Here is a 14,892-nt window from a genome sequence, read left to right on the forward strand (position 1 = left end):
CGCCGGCACGTGGACTTCCTCCGGGTCCGCAGCGCCATCTGTCGGTAACGCCCAGACCACGCCCGACGACTCATTCCGGGACCGTGGCTTACCGGCGACCTCTTTTTCGCTCAATGTCGAGCACGTCCGGCCTGCCATGCGTTCCTCCGCTCCAATGAAAACGACCTCTGGGAGACGCGCGCCGTGCCACCCCGTAAGCGTGGTGAGGGCCAGTGGGCCCTCGGATACCGCGAGCCGCTGAACAAAAACGAAGAGAGCAAGAAGAACGACGACCCGCTCAACGTGGGCAGTCGGATCATCGACATCTACTCCAAGCGCGGCTTCGACTCGATCGACCCGGCCGACCTGCGCGGCCGGTTCCGGTGGTACGGCCTCTACACCCAGCGCAAGCCCGGGATCGACGGCGGCAAGACGGGCCTCCTCGAAGAGGAAGAGCTCGACGACAAGTACTTCATGATGCGGGTGCGCATCGACGGAGGCCAGCTCAGCGCCGCCCAGCTGCGGGTGCTCGCCGACATCTCCAACGACTACGCGCGCGGCACCGCCGACATCACCGACCGGCAGAACATCCAGTACCACTGGATCGCCATCGAGGACGTCCCGGCGATCTGGGAGAAGCTGCACAGCGTCGGCCTGTCCACCATGACGGCCTGCGGCGACTCCCCCCGCGTCATCATCGGCTGCCCGCTCGCCGGCATCGCCGAGGACGAGATCATCGACGGCCAGCCGCAGATCCAGGACGTCCTGGACCGCTACCTGGGGTCCAAGGAGTTCTCGAACCTGCCGCGCAAGTTCAAGTCGGCGATCTCCGGCTGCTCCTCGCACTGCACCGTGCACGAGATCAACGACATCGCGTTCGTGGGCGTCGTCAACGAGGCGGGCGAGGTCGGCTACGACCTGTTCGTCGGCGGCGGCCTGTCCACCAACCCGATGTTCGCCAAGCGCCTCGGCGTCTTCGTCTCGCCCGAGCGCGTCCACGAGGTCTGGAAGGGCGTCATCTCGGTCTTCCGGGACTACGGCTACCGCCGCCTGCGGCACCGCGCCCGGATCAAGTTCCTGATCAGCGACTGGGGCGCGGAGAAGTTCCGCCAGGTCCTCCAGGACGAGTACCTGGGCTACGCCCTGCCCGACGGCCCCGCGCCCGCCGCGCCCAAGGCGCAGCGCGACCACGTCGGCATCCGCCGCCAGCAGGACGGCAACTTCTACGTCGGCTTCACGCCGCGGGTCGGCCGGGTCAACGGCGACAAGCTGCACGTGATCGCGAGCCTCGCCGAGAAGTACGGCTCGGGCCGCACCCGGACGACCGCCGAGCAGAAGATGGTCATCCTGGACGTTCCGGAGGAGAACACCGAGGCGCTCGCGGCCGAGCTCGAGGCGCACGACCTGCGGGTCCGCCCGTCGGTGTTCCGCCGCCAGACCATGGCCTGCACCGGCATCGAGTACTGCAAGCTCGCCATCGTGGAGACCAAGCAGCGCGCCATGGACCTCATGGACGAGCTGGAGAAGCGCCTGCCGGACTTCGACCAGCCGCTGACGATCAACGTCAACGGCTGCCCGAACGCCTGCGCCCGCATCCAGGTCGCCGACATCGGCCTCAAGGGCCAGCTCGTCCTGGACGAGGACGGCAACCAGGTCGAAGGCTTCCAGATCCACCTCGGCGGCCAGCTGGGCACCACCTTCGGCAAGAAGGTGCGCGGCCTGAAGACCACCTCCGCCGGGCTCACCGACTACGTCGAGCGGGTCGTGCGCAAGTACGACGACCAGCGCACCGAGGGCGAGACCTTCGCCCAGTGGGTGCAGCACGCCGACGAAGCAGATCTTCAGTAGGCGGGAATGAGCGAGCGAGCGGCCCCGTTCTACTGCCCGTACTGCGGTGAAGAAGACCTTGTTCCCTTCGAGGGGGACGGGACCTGGCACTGCCGGGCCTGTGCCCGCAAGTTCCGTTTGAGCTTCCTCGGGATTGGAGCCCCCCAGTGACGGTGTTGGACCAGGCGAAGGTCGACGCACGCCCCTCCCTGTCCCTGGAGGACATCGTCGACTCGGCAGCCGCCGCGCTCGCCGATGCCTCCGCCCTGGAGATCGTCCAGTGGGCGTCGGCGACGTTCGGCGACCGGATCTGCCTCACCTCCTCGATGTCGGACGCGGCCCTCATCCACCTCGTCTCCAAGGTCCGCCCGGGCGTGGACGTGCTGTTCGTCGACACCGGCTACCACTTCGTGGAGACGATCGGCACCCGCGACGCCGTCGAGGCGGTCTATCCGGTGAACGTCATCAATGTGACGTCGTCGCGGACCGTCGCCGAGCAGGACCGGGACCTGGGGCCGCGCCTGCACGGCCGCAACCCGGACCTGTGCTGCCACCTGCGCAAGGTCGAGCCGCTCGGCCGGGCGCTGGAGGGCTACATGGCGTGGTTCACCGGGGTGCGCGGGGACGAGACCAGCTCGCGCAAGGACATGAAGGTCGTCGAGTGGGACCGGCGGCGGCAGATGGTCAAGGTCAACCCGATCCTCAACTGGACCGAGGACGAGGTCGACAACTACATCGCCGACAACGGGATCCTCGTCAACCCGCTGCACTACGACGGCTACCCGTCGATCGGCTGCGAGCCCTGCACCTCGCGGGTCGAGCCGGGCGCCGATCCGCGCAGCGGCCGCTGGGCCGGTCTTGGCAAGGTCGAATGCGGCATTCATCTCTGAGGCCTCCCCTGGTCGCGGTCGCGCACGGGTCACGTGACCCGCGGGCGACCGCGACCGTGGAGTCCCTCCTCGACCTCGTGCGCGCGCGGGGCGTGAACGTCCGGGCGTCCTACCTGGACCACGCCGCGCCGTCGCCCGTGCACGTGCTGGAAGGCGTGCACTCGGCGGTGGTGCTGCCGCTGCTGCTCACCGAGGCTTATCACAGCAAGATCGACATTCCCGGCGTGCTGGAGACGGCACGGCGGCGCAACCGGCGCCTGTCGGTGCGCGTCACCGGGACCCTCGGGCCGCACCCGCTGATGTGCGACGCGCTGGAGCGGCGGCTCGCCGAGGTCGACGTCACGCCCTCCCCCGACACGGCCGTGGTGCTGGTCTCGGCGGGGTCGTCCGACCCGTCGGCGAACGCCGTGATCGCGTCGATGGCCGCGGACTGGCGGCGGCGCGGCTGGTACGACGTGCGGCCCGCCTACGCCTCGGCCACGGCGCCGACCCCTTCGGACGCGATCAGCGCGCTATACGACGCGGGCGCCCCGCGCGTCGCGGTCGCGTCGTACTTCCTCGCGCCCGGCTACTTCGCCGACAAGGTGCGCACCGCGGCGGAGGAGGCGGGCGCCTGCGCGGTCTCCCCCGTGCTCGGGGCGGCTCCGGAGCTCGCCGAGATCATCGTGCAGCGCTATCGGGCGGCCCTCACCCGTCCCGCCTCGGGCCCGCGCCACGCGCTCAGCCACTCCTGACGGGTTTCACCACTTCCGGTAGGGCTCGAACCTTCCGTCCAGGATGACGCGTACGCGATCTCCGGCGGGGTCCGCGATCCGCTCGACGTCGATCCGGAAGTCGGTCGAGCTCATCAGCCCGTCGCCGAACTCCTCCTGGATCACCGACCGCAGCGTCGTGCCGTACACCTGCACGATCTCGTGGAACCGGTGGATCAGCGGATCGGTCGGCACCGGCCCGTCCAGCGACCCCTTGTCGGCCGGCGCCTGGAGCGCCCGCGCGACGTCCATGTCCAGGCCCAGCAGGTCCACCACCGCGTCCGCCTCGGTCATGCTCATCTGCTGCTGCCCGAGCAGCGCCGACGTCGTCCACACCGTGTGCCGGTCCACCGCCTCCGCGATCTCGGAAAACGTCAGCCCCTTCATGGACTTCGCCTCCAGCACCAGCTCCATCGCACGCATCTTGTCCATGATCGCAAACTAGGCCCCCCCGATTTCACCCACGTGAAATGCACGTCACACCCACCGCCCGTGAGCCCCGCCCGGCGCTGGACCGGGTCGTCCTCATCGGGCCCGCCACCCGGCCACTTGACGAGCCCGGCTTCGCCGGGGCGTCCGCGTGCCGGGCCGGTGGCGCGCGGCCGGATGCGGTCGGGGGGATGGTGCGGAGTGGTGCGGGACGGGCGGGGGGTTCTGTCTTTATCGTTGGTTTTTATGGTGGAAGCGGAGTCCGGTGGGTGGCGGTGGGGGCGGTGGGGGCTCGCGGTGGTGGGGGTGGTCGGGCTCGTCGCGATGGTGGCGGCGCTGCTGGAGCCCGGGTGGGTGCTGGCGCACCTGTACGGGGTGGACGTGACGGACAAGGATCTGGTGTCGGAGGCGGACAAGGACAAGCTCGAGGCGTTCGACAAGGCGCGGAGCCGGATCGTAGGGCTCGCGACGGGGGTGCTCGCGGTCGTCGCGGTCTACTACACGGCGGCCAACGCCGCGTCGGCGAGACGGACCGCGCAGGCCGCCGCCGACAACGTCGAACTGGCCGCGCGCGGGCAGACCAACGACCGGTTCACCGCGGCGGTCGCCCAGCTCGGGGACGCGTCCACGGCGGTCCGCCTCGGGGCCGTCCAGGCGCTGGCCGGGATCGCCGACGACGCGCCGGACCTGCGCCAGACATGCATCGACGTGCTCTGCGCCTACCTCCGCCTCCCGTACGAGCCGGAGCCCGACCCGTCCGACGCGCGGGCGCACCGCGCCTACCGGGCGGAACGGGAGGTGCGGCACACGGTCATCCGGCTCGTCGGCGCGCACCTGCGGCTGCCCGCCCGTGACCGGCGCTCCTGGCAGGGCAGGGACTTCGACTTCACCGACGTCGTCTTCGACGGCGGGGACCTGTCCGGCGCGGTCTTCTCGAGCGGCACGGTCACGTTCCAGAACGCCGAGTTCGCGTCCGGCACCGTCTCCCTCACCCATGCCGAGTTCTCCGGCGCCGCCGTCAACCTGTGGAACGCCCGGTTCACCGGCGGCACCGTGGACCTCTGGGCGAGCCGCTTCCTCGACGGGGAGATCGACTTCGGCGGGGCCGAGGCAAGCGCCGGGAAGATCACGTTCTGGGAGGCGGAGTTCGCGGGCGGGATCGTCGAGTTCAAGGGCGCGCGGGTGAGCGGCCAAGCGCTCGTGGACCTCGGCAAGGCCAAGTTCACCGGCGGAACCCTCTCCTTTGAGGAGACCGAGGTCTCCGGCGGCACGATCAACCTGTGGGAGGCCGACCTGCGGACCGGGATCGTCGACTTCGGTGGGTTGCTCCTTTCGGGGGGAAAGATCACTTTCTGGGAGGCCGCGTTCGGCGGGGCCGTCGTCGGCTTCGTCGGGGCCGCCTTCACCGGGGGGCTCGCCGACTTCGGGAAGGCCGCGGTCACCGACGGCCTGGTGGACTTCAAGGACGCGCGCTTCTCGGGCGGTGACGTCAACGTCTGGGACACCGACCTGTCCGGCGGCGTCCTGGACTTCTCCCGCGCGGTCTTCTCCGGAGGCAAGGTCACCTTCTACGAGTCCCGCCTGACCGGTGCCTCCCTTGCCTTCCGCCGCGCCGCCTTCACCGGCGGGACCGCCGACTTCGGCCGCGCGTCCCTCACCGCCGGCTCCCTCGACTTCCCCGACGCCTCCCTCACCGACCAGTCCCTCGTCTTCACCGGCACCGACTTCGGCGGCACCACCCTCGACTTCACCCGGACGACCGGCCCCCGCCCGTCCACCCTTCCCGCCGACCCGATCCCGGGCCTACACCCGTCCCCGAACTGGGCCCCTCCCCCGGCCTGACGCGCCCGTCCCGGCGCGGTACCGGTCACCATCCGCGAACAGGACGCTCTCGCCCACCGCGTAGGCCAGGCGGCTCTCGACGTCGAAGTCGCGCGGCACGTGACGGTCTTCCAGCCGTCCTTGCAGCACACCCGGTCGCCCGGCAGTTCGGCGTACTGGCCGGGGTGCGTGCTCGCGGCGCCGAGGACGGGGCCGAGGGGACGCACGCCGAGCAGTTCGCAGGGGCCTGGCCGTCGGCCAGGCGGCGGAGGGTGTGCCGGCCCAGGAGGTCCCAGCGGCTCCGCACGTCGTTCTCGAAAGACCCCGAGTGACGGCACCGTCTGCGTCATCGGCTTTCTCCACGTTCATGGCAATTTGCACCAGATCGCCATGCTTTCCTGGCCGATCCCGCAAAGCCGACTGGAAGCATGCGAGAACTCAGTGCGCCGTGGCGAGCCGATCCCGGTGGATCGGTCCGGTGGTGGCGGTGAGCGGAAGGGCAGGGCCGCCCCTGCGGGCCGCGACGATCTCCGCGACGATCGACACCGCGGTCTCCTCGGGAGTGCGGGCGCCCAGGTCGAGGCCGATCGGCGAGCGGAGGCGGGCCAGCTCGTCATCGGTGAGGCCCGCCTCGCGCAGCCGGGCGAGGCGCTCGGCGTGGGTGCGGCGCGAGCCCATCGCGCCGACGTAGCCGACGGGCAGGCGCAGGGCGACCTCCAGCAGGGGGAGGTCGAACTTCGCGTCGTGGGTGAGAACGACGACGGCGGTCCGGGAGTCCACCGCCGTGGCGGCGAGGTAGCGGTGCGGCCAGTCGCAGACGACCTCGTGGGCGTCGGGGAACCGCGCGGGGGTCGCGAAGACGGGACGGGCGTCGCAGACCGTCACACGGTGGCCGAGGAAGCGGCCGAGGGAGGCGACGGACGCGGCATAGTCGATCGCGCCGAAGATCAGGAGCCTGGGCGGGGTGGCGAAGGAGGAGACGAAGACCTCCAGACCCGGACGGCACCGGACATCGCGGATGCCGGTGGCGCCGGCGTCGAGCATGGCGGCGGCCTCGGATCCGATCACCGTGTCCACGTCGGGCTCGCCGGTGGTCCCGTGGAACCCGTCCGCCGTGATGGCGAGGGTCGACCCGGAGCCGTCGAGGAGATGGGCGACAGCGATGGGGCGGCCTACGGCCAGGGCCGCTTCGACGGCGGCGATGACGGGGGCGGGGGGCGTCGGCTGGACTTGCACTTCGATGGTCCCGCCGCAGGTCAGGCCGACGGCGAAAGCGGTGTCGTCGGAGTAGCCGAAGGTCTCCCGGGCCGGCTCCCCCGTCTCCAGAGCGCGCAGGCACAGCTCGTATACGGCGCCCTCTACGCATCCGCCGGAGACGCTGCCCACGGCCTCGCCGTCTTCGGCCACGGCCATGGCGGCACCGGGCGTCCGGGGAGCGCTGCCGCCCGTGCCGATGACGGTGGCCAGGGCGTAGCGCGTACCGGCCCGGTGCCAGGCCGCCAGCCGCTCGACGATCTCCCGCATCCGCATCCCCCTTTTCGTCCGGTTTGCATAGGAAGATACCTTAGTCCTAACATTCTTTGAACAAAGCGTTCAAAGGAGAACAGGATGACCGCTCAGGGATCCATCGCCATCAGCGGCGCCGGCATCGGCGGCCTCGCCGCCGCGATCGCGCTGCGGGCGCTCGGCCACGAGGTCGTCGTCTACGAGCAGGCCCCGAAGTTCGCCCGGGTCGGCGCCGACATCAACCTGACCCCGAACGCCGTCCGCGCCCTCGACGGCCTCGGCGTCGGCGCCGCGCTCCGCGAGACCGCGGCCCGCCCGACCCACCGGATCAGCCGCACCTACGACACCGGCGAGGAGACCTCCCGGCTGCCGATGGGCGACATCGCCGAGCAGCAGTACGGCGCGCCGCAGCTCACCATGCACCGCGCCGACCTCATGACCGCGCTGGAAGCCGCGGTCCCCGCCTCGGCCATCCGGTTCTCCGCCAAGGTCACCGGCCTCACCCAGGACGACGAGGGCGTCACCCTGGAGTTCGCCGACGGCACCACCGCCCGGCACGACGCCGTCATCGGCGCGGACGGCATCCACTCCTCCGTCCGGACCGCGCTGTTCGGCAAGGAGAGCCCCGACTTCACCGGTGTCGTCGCGTTCCGGGCCGTCGTGCCCGTCGAGACCCTCGCGGGCGTGGACAACCTGGACGCCTTCACCAAGTGGTGGGGCCCCGACAAGGACACCCAGATCGTGACGTTCCCCCTCAACCGGGGCCGCGATCTCTTCATCTTCGCGACGATCCCGCAGGAGGGGTGGCACGAGGAGTCCTGGACCCAGCCCGGCAACGTCGCCGAACTGAGCGAGCTCTACCGGGACTTCCACCCCGAGGCCCGGCAGCTCCTCGCGGCCTGCGACGAGGTCCTGAAGTCCGCCCTCTACGTCCGTGACCCGCTGGCGTCCTGGACCGTCGGCCGGGCGACCCTGATGGGCGACGCGAGCCACCCGATGATGCCGTTCATGGCCCAGGGCGCCGGCCAGGCCATCGAGGACGGCGTCGTCCTCGCCCGCGCCATCGCCGCGCACGACGCCTTCCCCGCCGCCTTCGCCGCCTACGAGGCCGCCCGCCGCGAGCGCACCGCCCGCATCCAGATCTCCTCCCGCGACAACGCCTGGCTCAAGGAGTCCGGCACCGGCGACTGGGTCTACGGCTACGACGCCTGGACCGTCCCGGTCGCGTGACCACGCCGCCGAAGGATTCCGCCGCCGCCCGCGTCCTCACCCTCCTGGAGCACGTCGCGGACGGCGGCGGCACCGCCAACCTCTCCGACCTGGCCCGCGCCACCGGCCTCAACCGCATCACCGCCATGCGCCTCGTCGCCGACCTGGAAGACCTCGGCGTCCTGGAGCGCACCGGCTCCGACCACCGCCTGGGCTCCCGTCTGCTCCGCCTGGCCGCCTCCGCCCTTTCCGGCCAGGACCTCACCTCCCTGGGCCAACGCGCCCTCGATGCCCTCAGCACCACCCTGGGCGTCTCGGCTTACCTGGTCGTAGCCAACGAAACCCACCTCACCTACCTTCTCCGCTCCATCCCCGACACCCCCCTCGTCTCCCACATCGGAATAGGCACCGTCGTCCCCCTGGACGCCACCACCGGCGGCCGAGCCATCGCCGCCGCCCGCACCGGCGACAACGCCTGCACCTGGAGCCACTCCGGCTACGAACCAGGCATCGACTCCGTAGCCGCCCCCGTGGTCCCCGCCCCCGGCTCCCCGGTGGCCGCCATCAGCCTCGCCGCCCCCGCCGGCGTCCTGGACCCCACCCCGGCCCGCCGCACCGAAGTAGAACAAGCCCTCCGAACCGCGGCCTACGACCTGGCAGCCCTATTGACCACCACCCGCTCCTAGGAGCCCCCGACCTCTTCGCCGCGCCACGCCCCAGGCGGCCGACGACGCCCGCCACCCACCCCGGCGAAGAGCCCCCGGGCCCGCACCCCCACGGGTGCGGGCCCGGTTTCACAACACGCCCCGCTCGAACCCCTCCGCGATCCGATCCTGCCTTCCCAGCGACTCCCCCAGCTCCTCCGGCGTCGGAGCCACGACCGTGGCCAGCAGCCCGGCCCCCATCTGCGCCCACGTAAGCCCCGCCCTCCGCCGAGCCGTAAGAAAGTCCCGCGTCTCCCGAATCTCCCAAAGCGACTCGTACTTTCGCCTCAGGTCTTCCAGCGCTTGCCCCATGCGTCCTCCCGGTTTCGTCGCGACATTGGGTGATTCACCTGTCACGTAACCGGTGATCGGGGCACGATGGGAGGGGCCTCGCATCGCCCTGACGTTGGCCCCTACCTGGCCCACAGGCCACGAGCCAGAGGTCGGAAAGTGCATGAAAACACCAAATTCTCGGCAGAACGCATGGTGGCCCACAGGAAGCGAGCCGGGCTTTCACAAGGTCAGCTCGCCGCCGGGCTCTCCCTGATCACCGGGGTCACAACCCTCACCCGGCACGAAATCAGTCGCTGGAACGCGGTGCACGCACCCCTACCGCCTGGCTCGACGCGCTGGCCCACGCGCTGGGCATCGACGTCAGCCACCTGTGCGAGGCTCCTGCGTCGGCCTTCGGGCCGGGTCTACAGTCCTGCCAGGACGCACAGGGCCCACGGGAGCAGGTGAGTGATGTGCTGCGCCGGGAGTTCCTCGCCAAGACCGCCGCCCTGACGGCTCTGCCGCCCGTTCTTCACGCCTTGGACGTCATAGGCGACGGGAACCCCTCGACCATCGCCGACAGCCTCGGTGAACTCGTCGAGCACTATGCCCGAGCGCTGCCCTCGCTCCCGCCCGCGGGGGCCTACGACGAACTCCTCGCCATCCGCTCTTTCAGCGGTGCCGTCCTCGACCGAACAAAGACCCCGCGCAAGGCCGACCTCGCTCTCCAGTGCGGGCGCCTGTCCGGCCTCCTGGCGATCGCCGCACAGAACCTCGGGCAGCACGCGACCGCCCGCCTCTGGTGCTCGGACACCGAACGCCGCGGCGACGAGGCCGGGCACCGCGAACTCACGGGCTGGTCCCACCTCACCCGCTCGATGATCGCCCACTACCAACGCCTCCCCCACCAGGCCGCAGACCTCGCCGCCCAGGGTCGGCGGTACGCGCCCCTCGGCAGCGTCGCCCACGCCAGACTCTCCGCCCAGTACATGCGCGCCACCGCCGTGACCGGGGACAGAGCCGCGACCGCCAAGGCCCGACGACAGGCCGTGGCCGCCATGTGCGCCCTCCCCACGAGCGTCCCCGAGAGCGGCGTCTACGCCATCACCCCGTCAGAGGACCCGCCCTACACCGCCACATCCCTCCTCCTCACCGGCCACCACCACGGCGGCGACCTCCCCGGTTACGCCCGCTCCCTCCTCATCCTCGCCCTCGCTCAAGCCGGTGCAGGCGACCCTTGCCAAGCCGCCGACACCGGCCTCACCGCCCTGACCACCGGCCACCCCACCTGGCCCACCGTCAAACTCGCCGCACAACTCACCGAAGCCCTCACTGCTGCGGGCCCGAATGCCTCCACCACCACCTACTCCACGCGCTACCAGGAGCTGAGGCACGCTTTCGAATCCCCCACGGAGCCCAGCCGATGACCGAGGATCACATCACCCCGGACCGCGCGGCCGCCATCGCCGCAGTGACCACCGATCCGACCGCGAGCTTTTCGCGTCCCGTCGTCGCCGCCGGAGTCCTCTTCTTCGACGAGCAGGACCACGTGCTCCTCGTCGTCCCCAGCTACAAGGATTATCGCGAGATTCCGGGCGGGTACGTCGAACACGGCGAGACCCCGTCAGAAGCGGCGGTACGTGAAGTCCGCGAAGAACTCGGCATCACCCCGCCCATCGGTCGTCTCCTCATCACCGACTGGGCCCCCAACGAGGCCGAAGGCGACAAGCTCCTCTACATCTTCGACGGGGGCCGCCTCACCGACGAGCACCTCGCGAAGATCCATCTGGATCCCGCCGAGATCGCCGCCATCGAGTTCCACCCCATCTCCGCGGCCCCCACCCTCACCATCCCGCGCCTGGCCCGCCGCCTCCACGCCGCCCAGACCGCCCGCTCAACGGGCACCACCCTCTCCTTGGAGCACGGCAGCTCCCCCATCACGCCCGCACCCTGACCGCCCGGAGCCCACGATGACCGCCGACGACATCTCACCCGGCCAGGCCGCCGTCATCGCCGCCGAGGTCGACATCCACGCCCCGCCCCCCCGACGACCTCCCCACAGCCCACTTCGTCTTCGGGACCGATCAGTCGGACGTCGTCGTTCCGCTCGTCTCCGCGAGGCATCGGCTCGGCCTCGCCCCCTTGATCATCGTGACGGGCGGCGTCAACCGGCACACCGGCATCGTCGAAGGACAGGAGTTCCGTCGCAGGCTCGTCGAGAGCGGCGTCCCGGCCACCGCGATCCGAGTGGAAGACGTCTCCGCGAACACCTGGCAGAACGTCGAGAATGCCGCGCCGCACGTTCAGGAGGCGCTGTCCGCGGGGCTGCGGATCACCGCCGTCAGCAAGTGGTTCCACCGGCGGTCCCTCCACGCGCTCAAGAAGCACGCTCCTGGTCTGGGCCCGTTCCACGGTCTCGGGTGGGAGCCCGTCTACCGGGGCGTCACCGTCACGCGGGAAGCGTGGCCGGACGTTCCCGACGGGAAGCGGCGGGTCCTGCGCGAGAGGGCCGAACTGGACCGCGCGACCGTGCCCGTGGGCCTCGACGGCGGAGCCTGGATCTGATGCGTGCCGCGAAGGGGTGCCCTGCCCGCCTAAGGTCGAAGCCGTGAGTACCGATTGGGGTGCGGGGCGTTCTCGGCCCTTCGTCGCGGCCGGGGTCCTCTTCTTCGACGAGTGGGATCGGGTGCTGCTCGTCGTTCCCACTTACAAGGACGACCTGGATATTCCGGGCGGATACGTTGAGGGCGGGGAGACGCCTTGGGAGGCGGCGGTACGTGAGGTCCGCGAGGAACTCGGGATCAGCCCGCCCATCGGGCGGCTGCTCGTCACCGACTGGGCGCCGGATGACGTCGAAGGCGACAAGGTCCTCTACGTGTTCGACGGGGGGCGGATCGGTGCGGACCTGATCTCCGAGATCCGGCTGGATCCCGGTGAGATCGCCGCGATCGCGTTCCACCCCCTCTCGGAGGTGCCCACCCTCACCATCGCGCGGCTGGCCCGGCGCGTTCAGCAGGCGGGCGTGGCGCGGGCCACCGGCGGCACGCTCTATCTGGAGCACGGGCGGCCCTTCGAGCCCCGCCGCTGACGGGGCATCTGAACGGCGGGGGCAAGAGGAAGGCCCCGGTCCTGTCGGCGCTGACAGGCCCGGGGCCTTGGCTGGGCGCTTGTCCTTGGCGACGTTGGCAAGGACCGGCCCTGGTTGGAGCCGTGCCCGCCTTTCGGCGGGCACGGGGTCTAGAGGGTGCTCAGGAAGGCGGAGAGTTCCTTGTTGAAGGCTTCCGGGTTCTCCTGGTTGGCGAGGTGGCCGGCGTCGGGGACGACGGCCAGCGCGGCGCCGGGGATCTGGGCTGCGATCGCTTCGCTCTCCGGGCGGCCGGTCACTCGGTCGTGTTCGCCGTAGAGGACGAGGGCGTGGGCGGTGATGTCTCCCATGGAGCCCTCCAGGTAGGTGGCGGCCATGGAGTCGGCGGCGTGGGCGTAGCCGGGGAGGCGGATGGCGGCGGCCATGGCCTTCGCGGCGGCCTCCACCTCGGCGGCGGGGGCCGTCGCGCGCAGGAGGCGCGGGGCTCGCACGGCGGAGAACGTCTCAGGGCCCGTCGAAGACAGCTCGGGGCCTCGGGCGCGCATGGCGGCGGCCTTTTCGGGGGTGGCGGCGGAGCCCCGGGTGCTGTCACCGAGGATCAGGGCGCGGACCAGGGAGGGGTGGCGCTGGGCCAGGCGCATCGCGATGACGCCGCCCCAGGACATGCCGAGGACGACGGCCGGGGCGCCGTGCGACGCGATCAGGACGGCGGCCAGGTCGGCGTAGCCGTCCATGCCGGGGGCCGAAGGCAGGGCCGGGGAGGCGGCGTAGCCGGGGGCGTCCCAGGCGACGACGTGGTAGCGGTCGGCGAAGGCCGTGAGCTGCGGGGCGAAGGAGGCGGAGCTGGAGCCTATGCCGTGGAGGCAGAGGAGGAGGGGGCCGTCGCCCGCCTCCCGCGTGTGCAGGAGACGGGCGGCGGCGGAGGCGTCGAAAGCGGTCATCAGTCGCGGGTGACGCCGTGCATCTCGGAGGTGACCGGGTAGCTCGGGATGGCGGGCTTCCGGGTGCCGATGATGACGCAGATGCGGGCGTCCTCCTCGGAGACCGTCTTCAGGCTGCGGGGGACGCCGGCCGGGACGCAGAGGAGGTCGTACTTGCCGAGGACGCGGCTGGCGGTCTTGGTGCCGTCCTCCACGTCGTGCACGGAGAACTCGACCCGGCCCTCGAGGACGAAGAAGGCCTCCTCGACGTCCGGGTGGGTGTGCTCGGGGCCGACGCAGCCCGCGGGAAGGATCATGTTCGAGAAGGTGAAGTGGTCCGAGGGGATGATCGTCTGGTCGCCCTCGTGGTTACCGGTCGCACCCGAGCCGATGTAGCGGACCTGGCCGCGGCGGAACTTCTCGCCGGCCTTGGTCTGGAACTTCAGGGTGTCGAAGTCGGCGGTGCGGGTCGCGCTGGTGGCGAGGCACTTGTCGATGAGGGCTTCCAGCTCGGGCGTGCCGGTGGAGGTCGTGGTCTCGGTCATGATGCGCCTTTCGGTATCTCAGGGAACTGCTGCGGAGGACGTGCTCAGGCCCAGCCCGGGTCCGGCACTCCGCCCATGTGCTCGCGGATGTGCGGGCTGGGCGGCCCCGCTGTGCGGAAGAGGTCGGAGAGTTCCGGGATGCGCGGCCACACGCGCGGCATCCAGGTGTCCTCGTCGATCTGCATGACCTCGGCGGTCATCTCCGGGACGAGCCCGGCGGGGTCGACGTAGTAGGCGAACGCGTTGTCGCCGGGGCCGTGCCGGCCGGGGCCCCAGGCCGTCTCGTGCCCGGCGACCTTCAGCCTGCCGATGCTGCGCAGCCAGGCGTCGAGGTTCGCGACCTCGTAGGCGACGTGGTTGGGCGCCGCCCACTCGGCCTGGTTGAAGGCGATGACGTGGTGGTCGCCGACCGCGCGCAGGAACACCATCTGGTGCTCCGACCAGTCGCTGACGCGCAGGCCGAGGACCCGGGTGTACCAGGCGGTGAGGGCGTCGATGTCGGTGGTGTTGAGCACGCAGTGCGCGACCTTGCGCGGGACCGGGACGTCCTGGGGCCGTTCGGCGACGGCGTGCACGTAGGCGCTGATCTCCAGGACCCGGTTCTCGGGGTCGAGGATCCGGAACCCGTAGCCGGCCCCTGGCCTGTCGATCCGGCCGGGCGGCTCGAGGATCGTCGCGCCCTCGGCGGCGGCCCAGGCGGCCGCGGCGTCGACCTCCTCGGGGGTCGGCAGCGCGAACGCGAGGTGGTCGAGCGCGTTGCGGTCGGCCGCGTGCAGCTGGAGCACGTGGTGCTCGGGTCCGGCGGCGCGCAGGTACGCGGCGTCGTCGGTGCGCTCCTGGACCTCCAGCCCCCACGGCCCGCTGTAGAAGGCGACGGACTCCTCGAGGGCCGTCGTCCGCAGCGCGACGTGGCGCAGGGCCCTGATCTTGGGGGGTGCCGGGGTGCTCATCG

The 14,892-nt window shown here is 71.1% G+C and carries 16 protein-coding genes and 1 pseudogene; 11 read left to right on the forward strand and 6 right to left on the reverse strand.

Annotated features, from left to right (window positions below):
- Positions 1 to 183 precede the first annotated feature (183 nt).
- The 4 genes from EDD29_RS33170 to EDD29_RS33185 are packed head-to-tail and all read left to right on the forward strand — an operon-like array spanning position 184 to position 3,430.
- Entirely contained in the window at positions 184 to 1,827 is a 1,644-nt protein-coding gene (locus tag EDD29_RS33170) for a nitrite/sulfite reductase (RefSeq protein ID WP_123668212.1), read from the forward strand.
- A gap of 6 nt (positions 1,828 to 1,833) precedes the next feature.
- Positions 1,834 to 1,977: an Insertion element protein gene (locus tag EDD29_RS47300; protein ID WP_123668213.1), complete on the forward strand. Its 144-nt coding sequence runs from the start codon at positions 1,834 to 1,836 to the stop codon at positions 1,975 to 1,977.
- Between the two features lie 2 nt (positions 1,978 to 1,979).
- Positions 1,980 to 2,696, forward strand: a complete 717-nt coding sequence (locus EDD29_RS33180; RefSeq protein WP_425455016.1) for a phosphoadenylyl-sulfate reductase — start codon at positions 1,980 to 1,982, stop codon at positions 2,694 to 2,696.
- On the forward strand, positions 2,678 to 3,430 hold the full coding sequence (locus EDD29_RS33185; protein ID WP_123668215.1) for a sirohydrochlorin chelatase: 753 nt from the start codon (positions 2,678 to 2,680) through the stop codon (positions 3,428 to 3,430). The genes EDD29_RS33180 and EDD29_RS33185 overlap by 19 nt, the downstream gene beginning before the upstream one ends.
- A gap of 6 nt (positions 3,431 to 3,436) precedes the next feature.
- On the opposite strand, the gene cynS is transcribed toward EDD29_RS33185, so the two are convergent.
- A complete protein-coding gene (gene cynS / locus EDD29_RS33190; protein ID WP_123668216.1) occupies positions 3,437 to 3,880 on the reverse strand; it encodes a cyanase in 444 nt (147 codons plus the stop codon).
- A 243-nt stretch (positions 3,881 to 4,123) separates the two neighbouring features.
- Here cynS and EDD29_RS33195 point away from each other — a divergent pair, with 243 nt between their 5' ends.
- On the forward strand, positions 4,124 to 5,719 hold the full coding sequence (locus tag EDD29_RS33195; protein ID WP_170201684.1) for a pentapeptide repeat-containing protein: 1,596 nt from the start codon (positions 4,124 to 4,126) through the stop codon (positions 5,717 to 5,719).
- A gap of 417 nt (positions 5,720 to 6,136) precedes the next feature.
- On the opposite strand, the gene EDD29_RS33200 is transcribed toward EDD29_RS33195, so the two are convergent.
- Positions 6,137 to 7,222: an XdhC family protein gene (locus EDD29_RS33200; RefSeq protein WP_123670826.1), complete on the reverse strand. Its 1,086-nt coding sequence runs from the start codon at positions 7,220 to 7,222 to the stop codon at positions 6,137 to 6,139.
- 84 nt (positions 7,223 to 7,306) lie between these two features.
- Here EDD29_RS33200 and EDD29_RS33205 point away from each other — a divergent pair, with 84 nt between their 5' ends.
- A complete protein-coding gene (locus tag EDD29_RS33205; RefSeq protein ID WP_123668217.1) occupies positions 7,307 to 8,434 on the forward strand; it encodes an FAD-dependent monooxygenase in 1,128 nt (375 codons plus the stop codon).
- Complete coding sequence (locus EDD29_RS47855; RefSeq protein WP_211360064.1) at positions 8,431 to 9,099, forward strand: IclR family transcriptional regulator; 669 nt, start codon at positions 8,431 to 8,433, stop codon at positions 9,097 to 9,099. The genes EDD29_RS33205 and EDD29_RS47855 overlap by 4 nt, the downstream gene beginning before the upstream one ends.
- A 108-nt stretch (positions 9,100 to 9,207) precedes the next feature.
- Here the strand turns inward: EDD29_RS47855 and EDD29_RS33215 are convergent, their stop codons facing one another.
- A complete protein-coding gene (locus tag EDD29_RS33215) occupies positions 9,208 to 9,429 on the reverse strand; it encodes a hypothetical protein (protein ID WP_123668219.1) in 222 nt (73 codons plus the stop codon).
- A 425-nt stretch (positions 9,430 to 9,854) separates the two neighbouring features.
- On the opposite strand from EDD29_RS33215, the gene EDD29_RS33220 reads away from it, so the two are divergent.
- The 4 genes and pseudogenes from EDD29_RS33220 to EDD29_RS33235 all read left to right on the forward strand — a co-directional run bounded on the left by EDD29_RS33220 (position 9,855) and on the right by EDD29_RS33235 (position 12,478).
- A complete protein-coding gene (locus EDD29_RS33220; RefSeq protein ID WP_148086174.1) occupies positions 9,855 to 10,817 on the forward strand; it encodes a hypothetical protein in 963 nt (320 codons plus the stop codon).
- A complete protein-coding gene (locus EDD29_RS33225) occupies positions 10,814 to 11,344 on the forward strand; it encodes an NUDIX domain-containing protein (protein WP_148086175.1) in 531 nt (176 codons plus the stop codon). Before EDD29_RS33220 ends, EDD29_RS33225 begins: the two co-directional genes overlap by 4 nt.
- A 182-nt stretch (positions 11,345 to 11,526) precedes the next feature.
- Positions 11,527 to 11,955 (forward strand): annotated as a pseudogene (locus tag EDD29_RS33230) (YdcF family protein); the annotation flags it as partial.
- A gap of 43 nt (positions 11,956 to 11,998) precedes the next feature.
- Complete coding sequence (locus EDD29_RS33235) at positions 11,999 to 12,478, forward strand: NUDIX domain-containing protein (protein WP_123668222.1); 480 nt, start codon at positions 11,999 to 12,001, stop codon at positions 12,476 to 12,478.
- Between the two features lie 149 nt (positions 12,479 to 12,627).
- Here EDD29_RS33235 and EDD29_RS33240 read toward each other — a convergent pair whose 3' ends face one another.
- From EDD29_RS33240 to EDD29_RS33250, 3 genes are read right to left on the reverse strand one after another with little or no spacing between them, the layout of a single operon-like run.
- Positions 12,628 to 13,416: an alpha/beta fold hydrolase gene (locus EDD29_RS33240; RefSeq protein ID WP_123668223.1), complete on the reverse strand. Its 789-nt coding sequence runs from the start codon at positions 13,414 to 13,416 to the stop codon at positions 12,628 to 12,630.
- The gene (locus tag EDD29_RS33245) at positions 13,416 to 13,940 is read right to left on the reverse strand and encodes a cupin domain-containing protein (RefSeq protein WP_123668224.1); all 525 of its coding nucleotides are present in this window, start codon (positions 13,938 to 13,940) and stop codon (positions 13,416 to 13,418) included. The genes EDD29_RS33240 and EDD29_RS33245 overlap by 1 nt, the downstream gene beginning before the upstream one ends.
- Positions 13,941 to 13,984: 44 nt before the next feature.
- A complete protein-coding gene (locus tag EDD29_RS33250; protein ID WP_123668225.1) occupies positions 13,985 to 14,890 on the reverse strand; it encodes a VOC family protein in 906 nt (301 codons plus the stop codon).
- Positions 14,891 to 14,892: the final 2 nt, after the last annotated feature.

This window comes from Actinocorallia herbida, assembly GCF_003751225.1.
GTDB lineage: Bacteria > Actinomycetota > Actinomycetes > Streptosporangiales > Streptosporangiaceae > Actinocorallia > Actinocorallia herbida.

Coding starts and splice junctions, on each gene's coding strand:
- EDD29_RS47300 (WP_123668213.1), top strand. CDS start 1,834: ATGAGCGAGCGAGCGGCCCCGTTCTACTGCCCGTACTGCGGTGAAGAA.
- EDD29_RS33185 (WP_123668215.1), top strand. CDS start 2,678: ATGCGGCATTCATCTCTGAGGCCTCCCCTGGTCGCGGTCGCGCACGGG.
- cynS (WP_123668216.1), bottom strand. CDS start 3,880: ATGGACAAGATGCGTGCGATGGAGCTGGTGCTGGAGGCGAAGTCCATG.
- EDD29_RS33195 (WP_170201684.1), top strand. CDS start 4,124: ATGGTGGAAGCGGAGTCCGGTGGGTGGCGGTGGGGGCGGTGGGGGCTC.
- EDD29_RS33200 (WP_123670826.1), bottom strand. CDS start 7,222: ATGCGGGAGATCGTCGAGCGGCTGGCGGCCTGGCACCGGGCCGGTACG.
- EDD29_RS33205 (WP_123668217.1), top strand. CDS start 7,307: ATGACCGCTCAGGGATCCATCGCCATCAGCGGCGCCGGCATCGGCGGC.
- EDD29_RS33215 (WP_123668219.1), bottom strand. CDS start 9,429: ATGGGGCAAGCGCTGGAAGACCTGAGGCGAAAGTACGAGTCGCTTTGG.
- EDD29_RS33225 (WP_148086175.1), top strand. CDS start 10,814: ATGACCGAGGATCACATCACCCCGGACCGCGCGGCCGCCATCGCCGCA.
- EDD29_RS33240 (WP_123668223.1), bottom strand. CDS start 13,416: ATGACCGCTTTCGACGCCTCCGCCGCCGCCCGTCTCCTGCACACGCGG.
- EDD29_RS33245 (WP_123668224.1), bottom strand. CDS start 13,940: ATGACCGAGACCACGACCTCCACCGGCACGCCCGAGCTGGAAGCCCTC.
- EDD29_RS33250 (WP_123668225.1), bottom strand. CDS start 14,890: ATGAGCACCCCGGCACCCCCCAAGATCAGGGCCCTGCGCCACGTCGCG.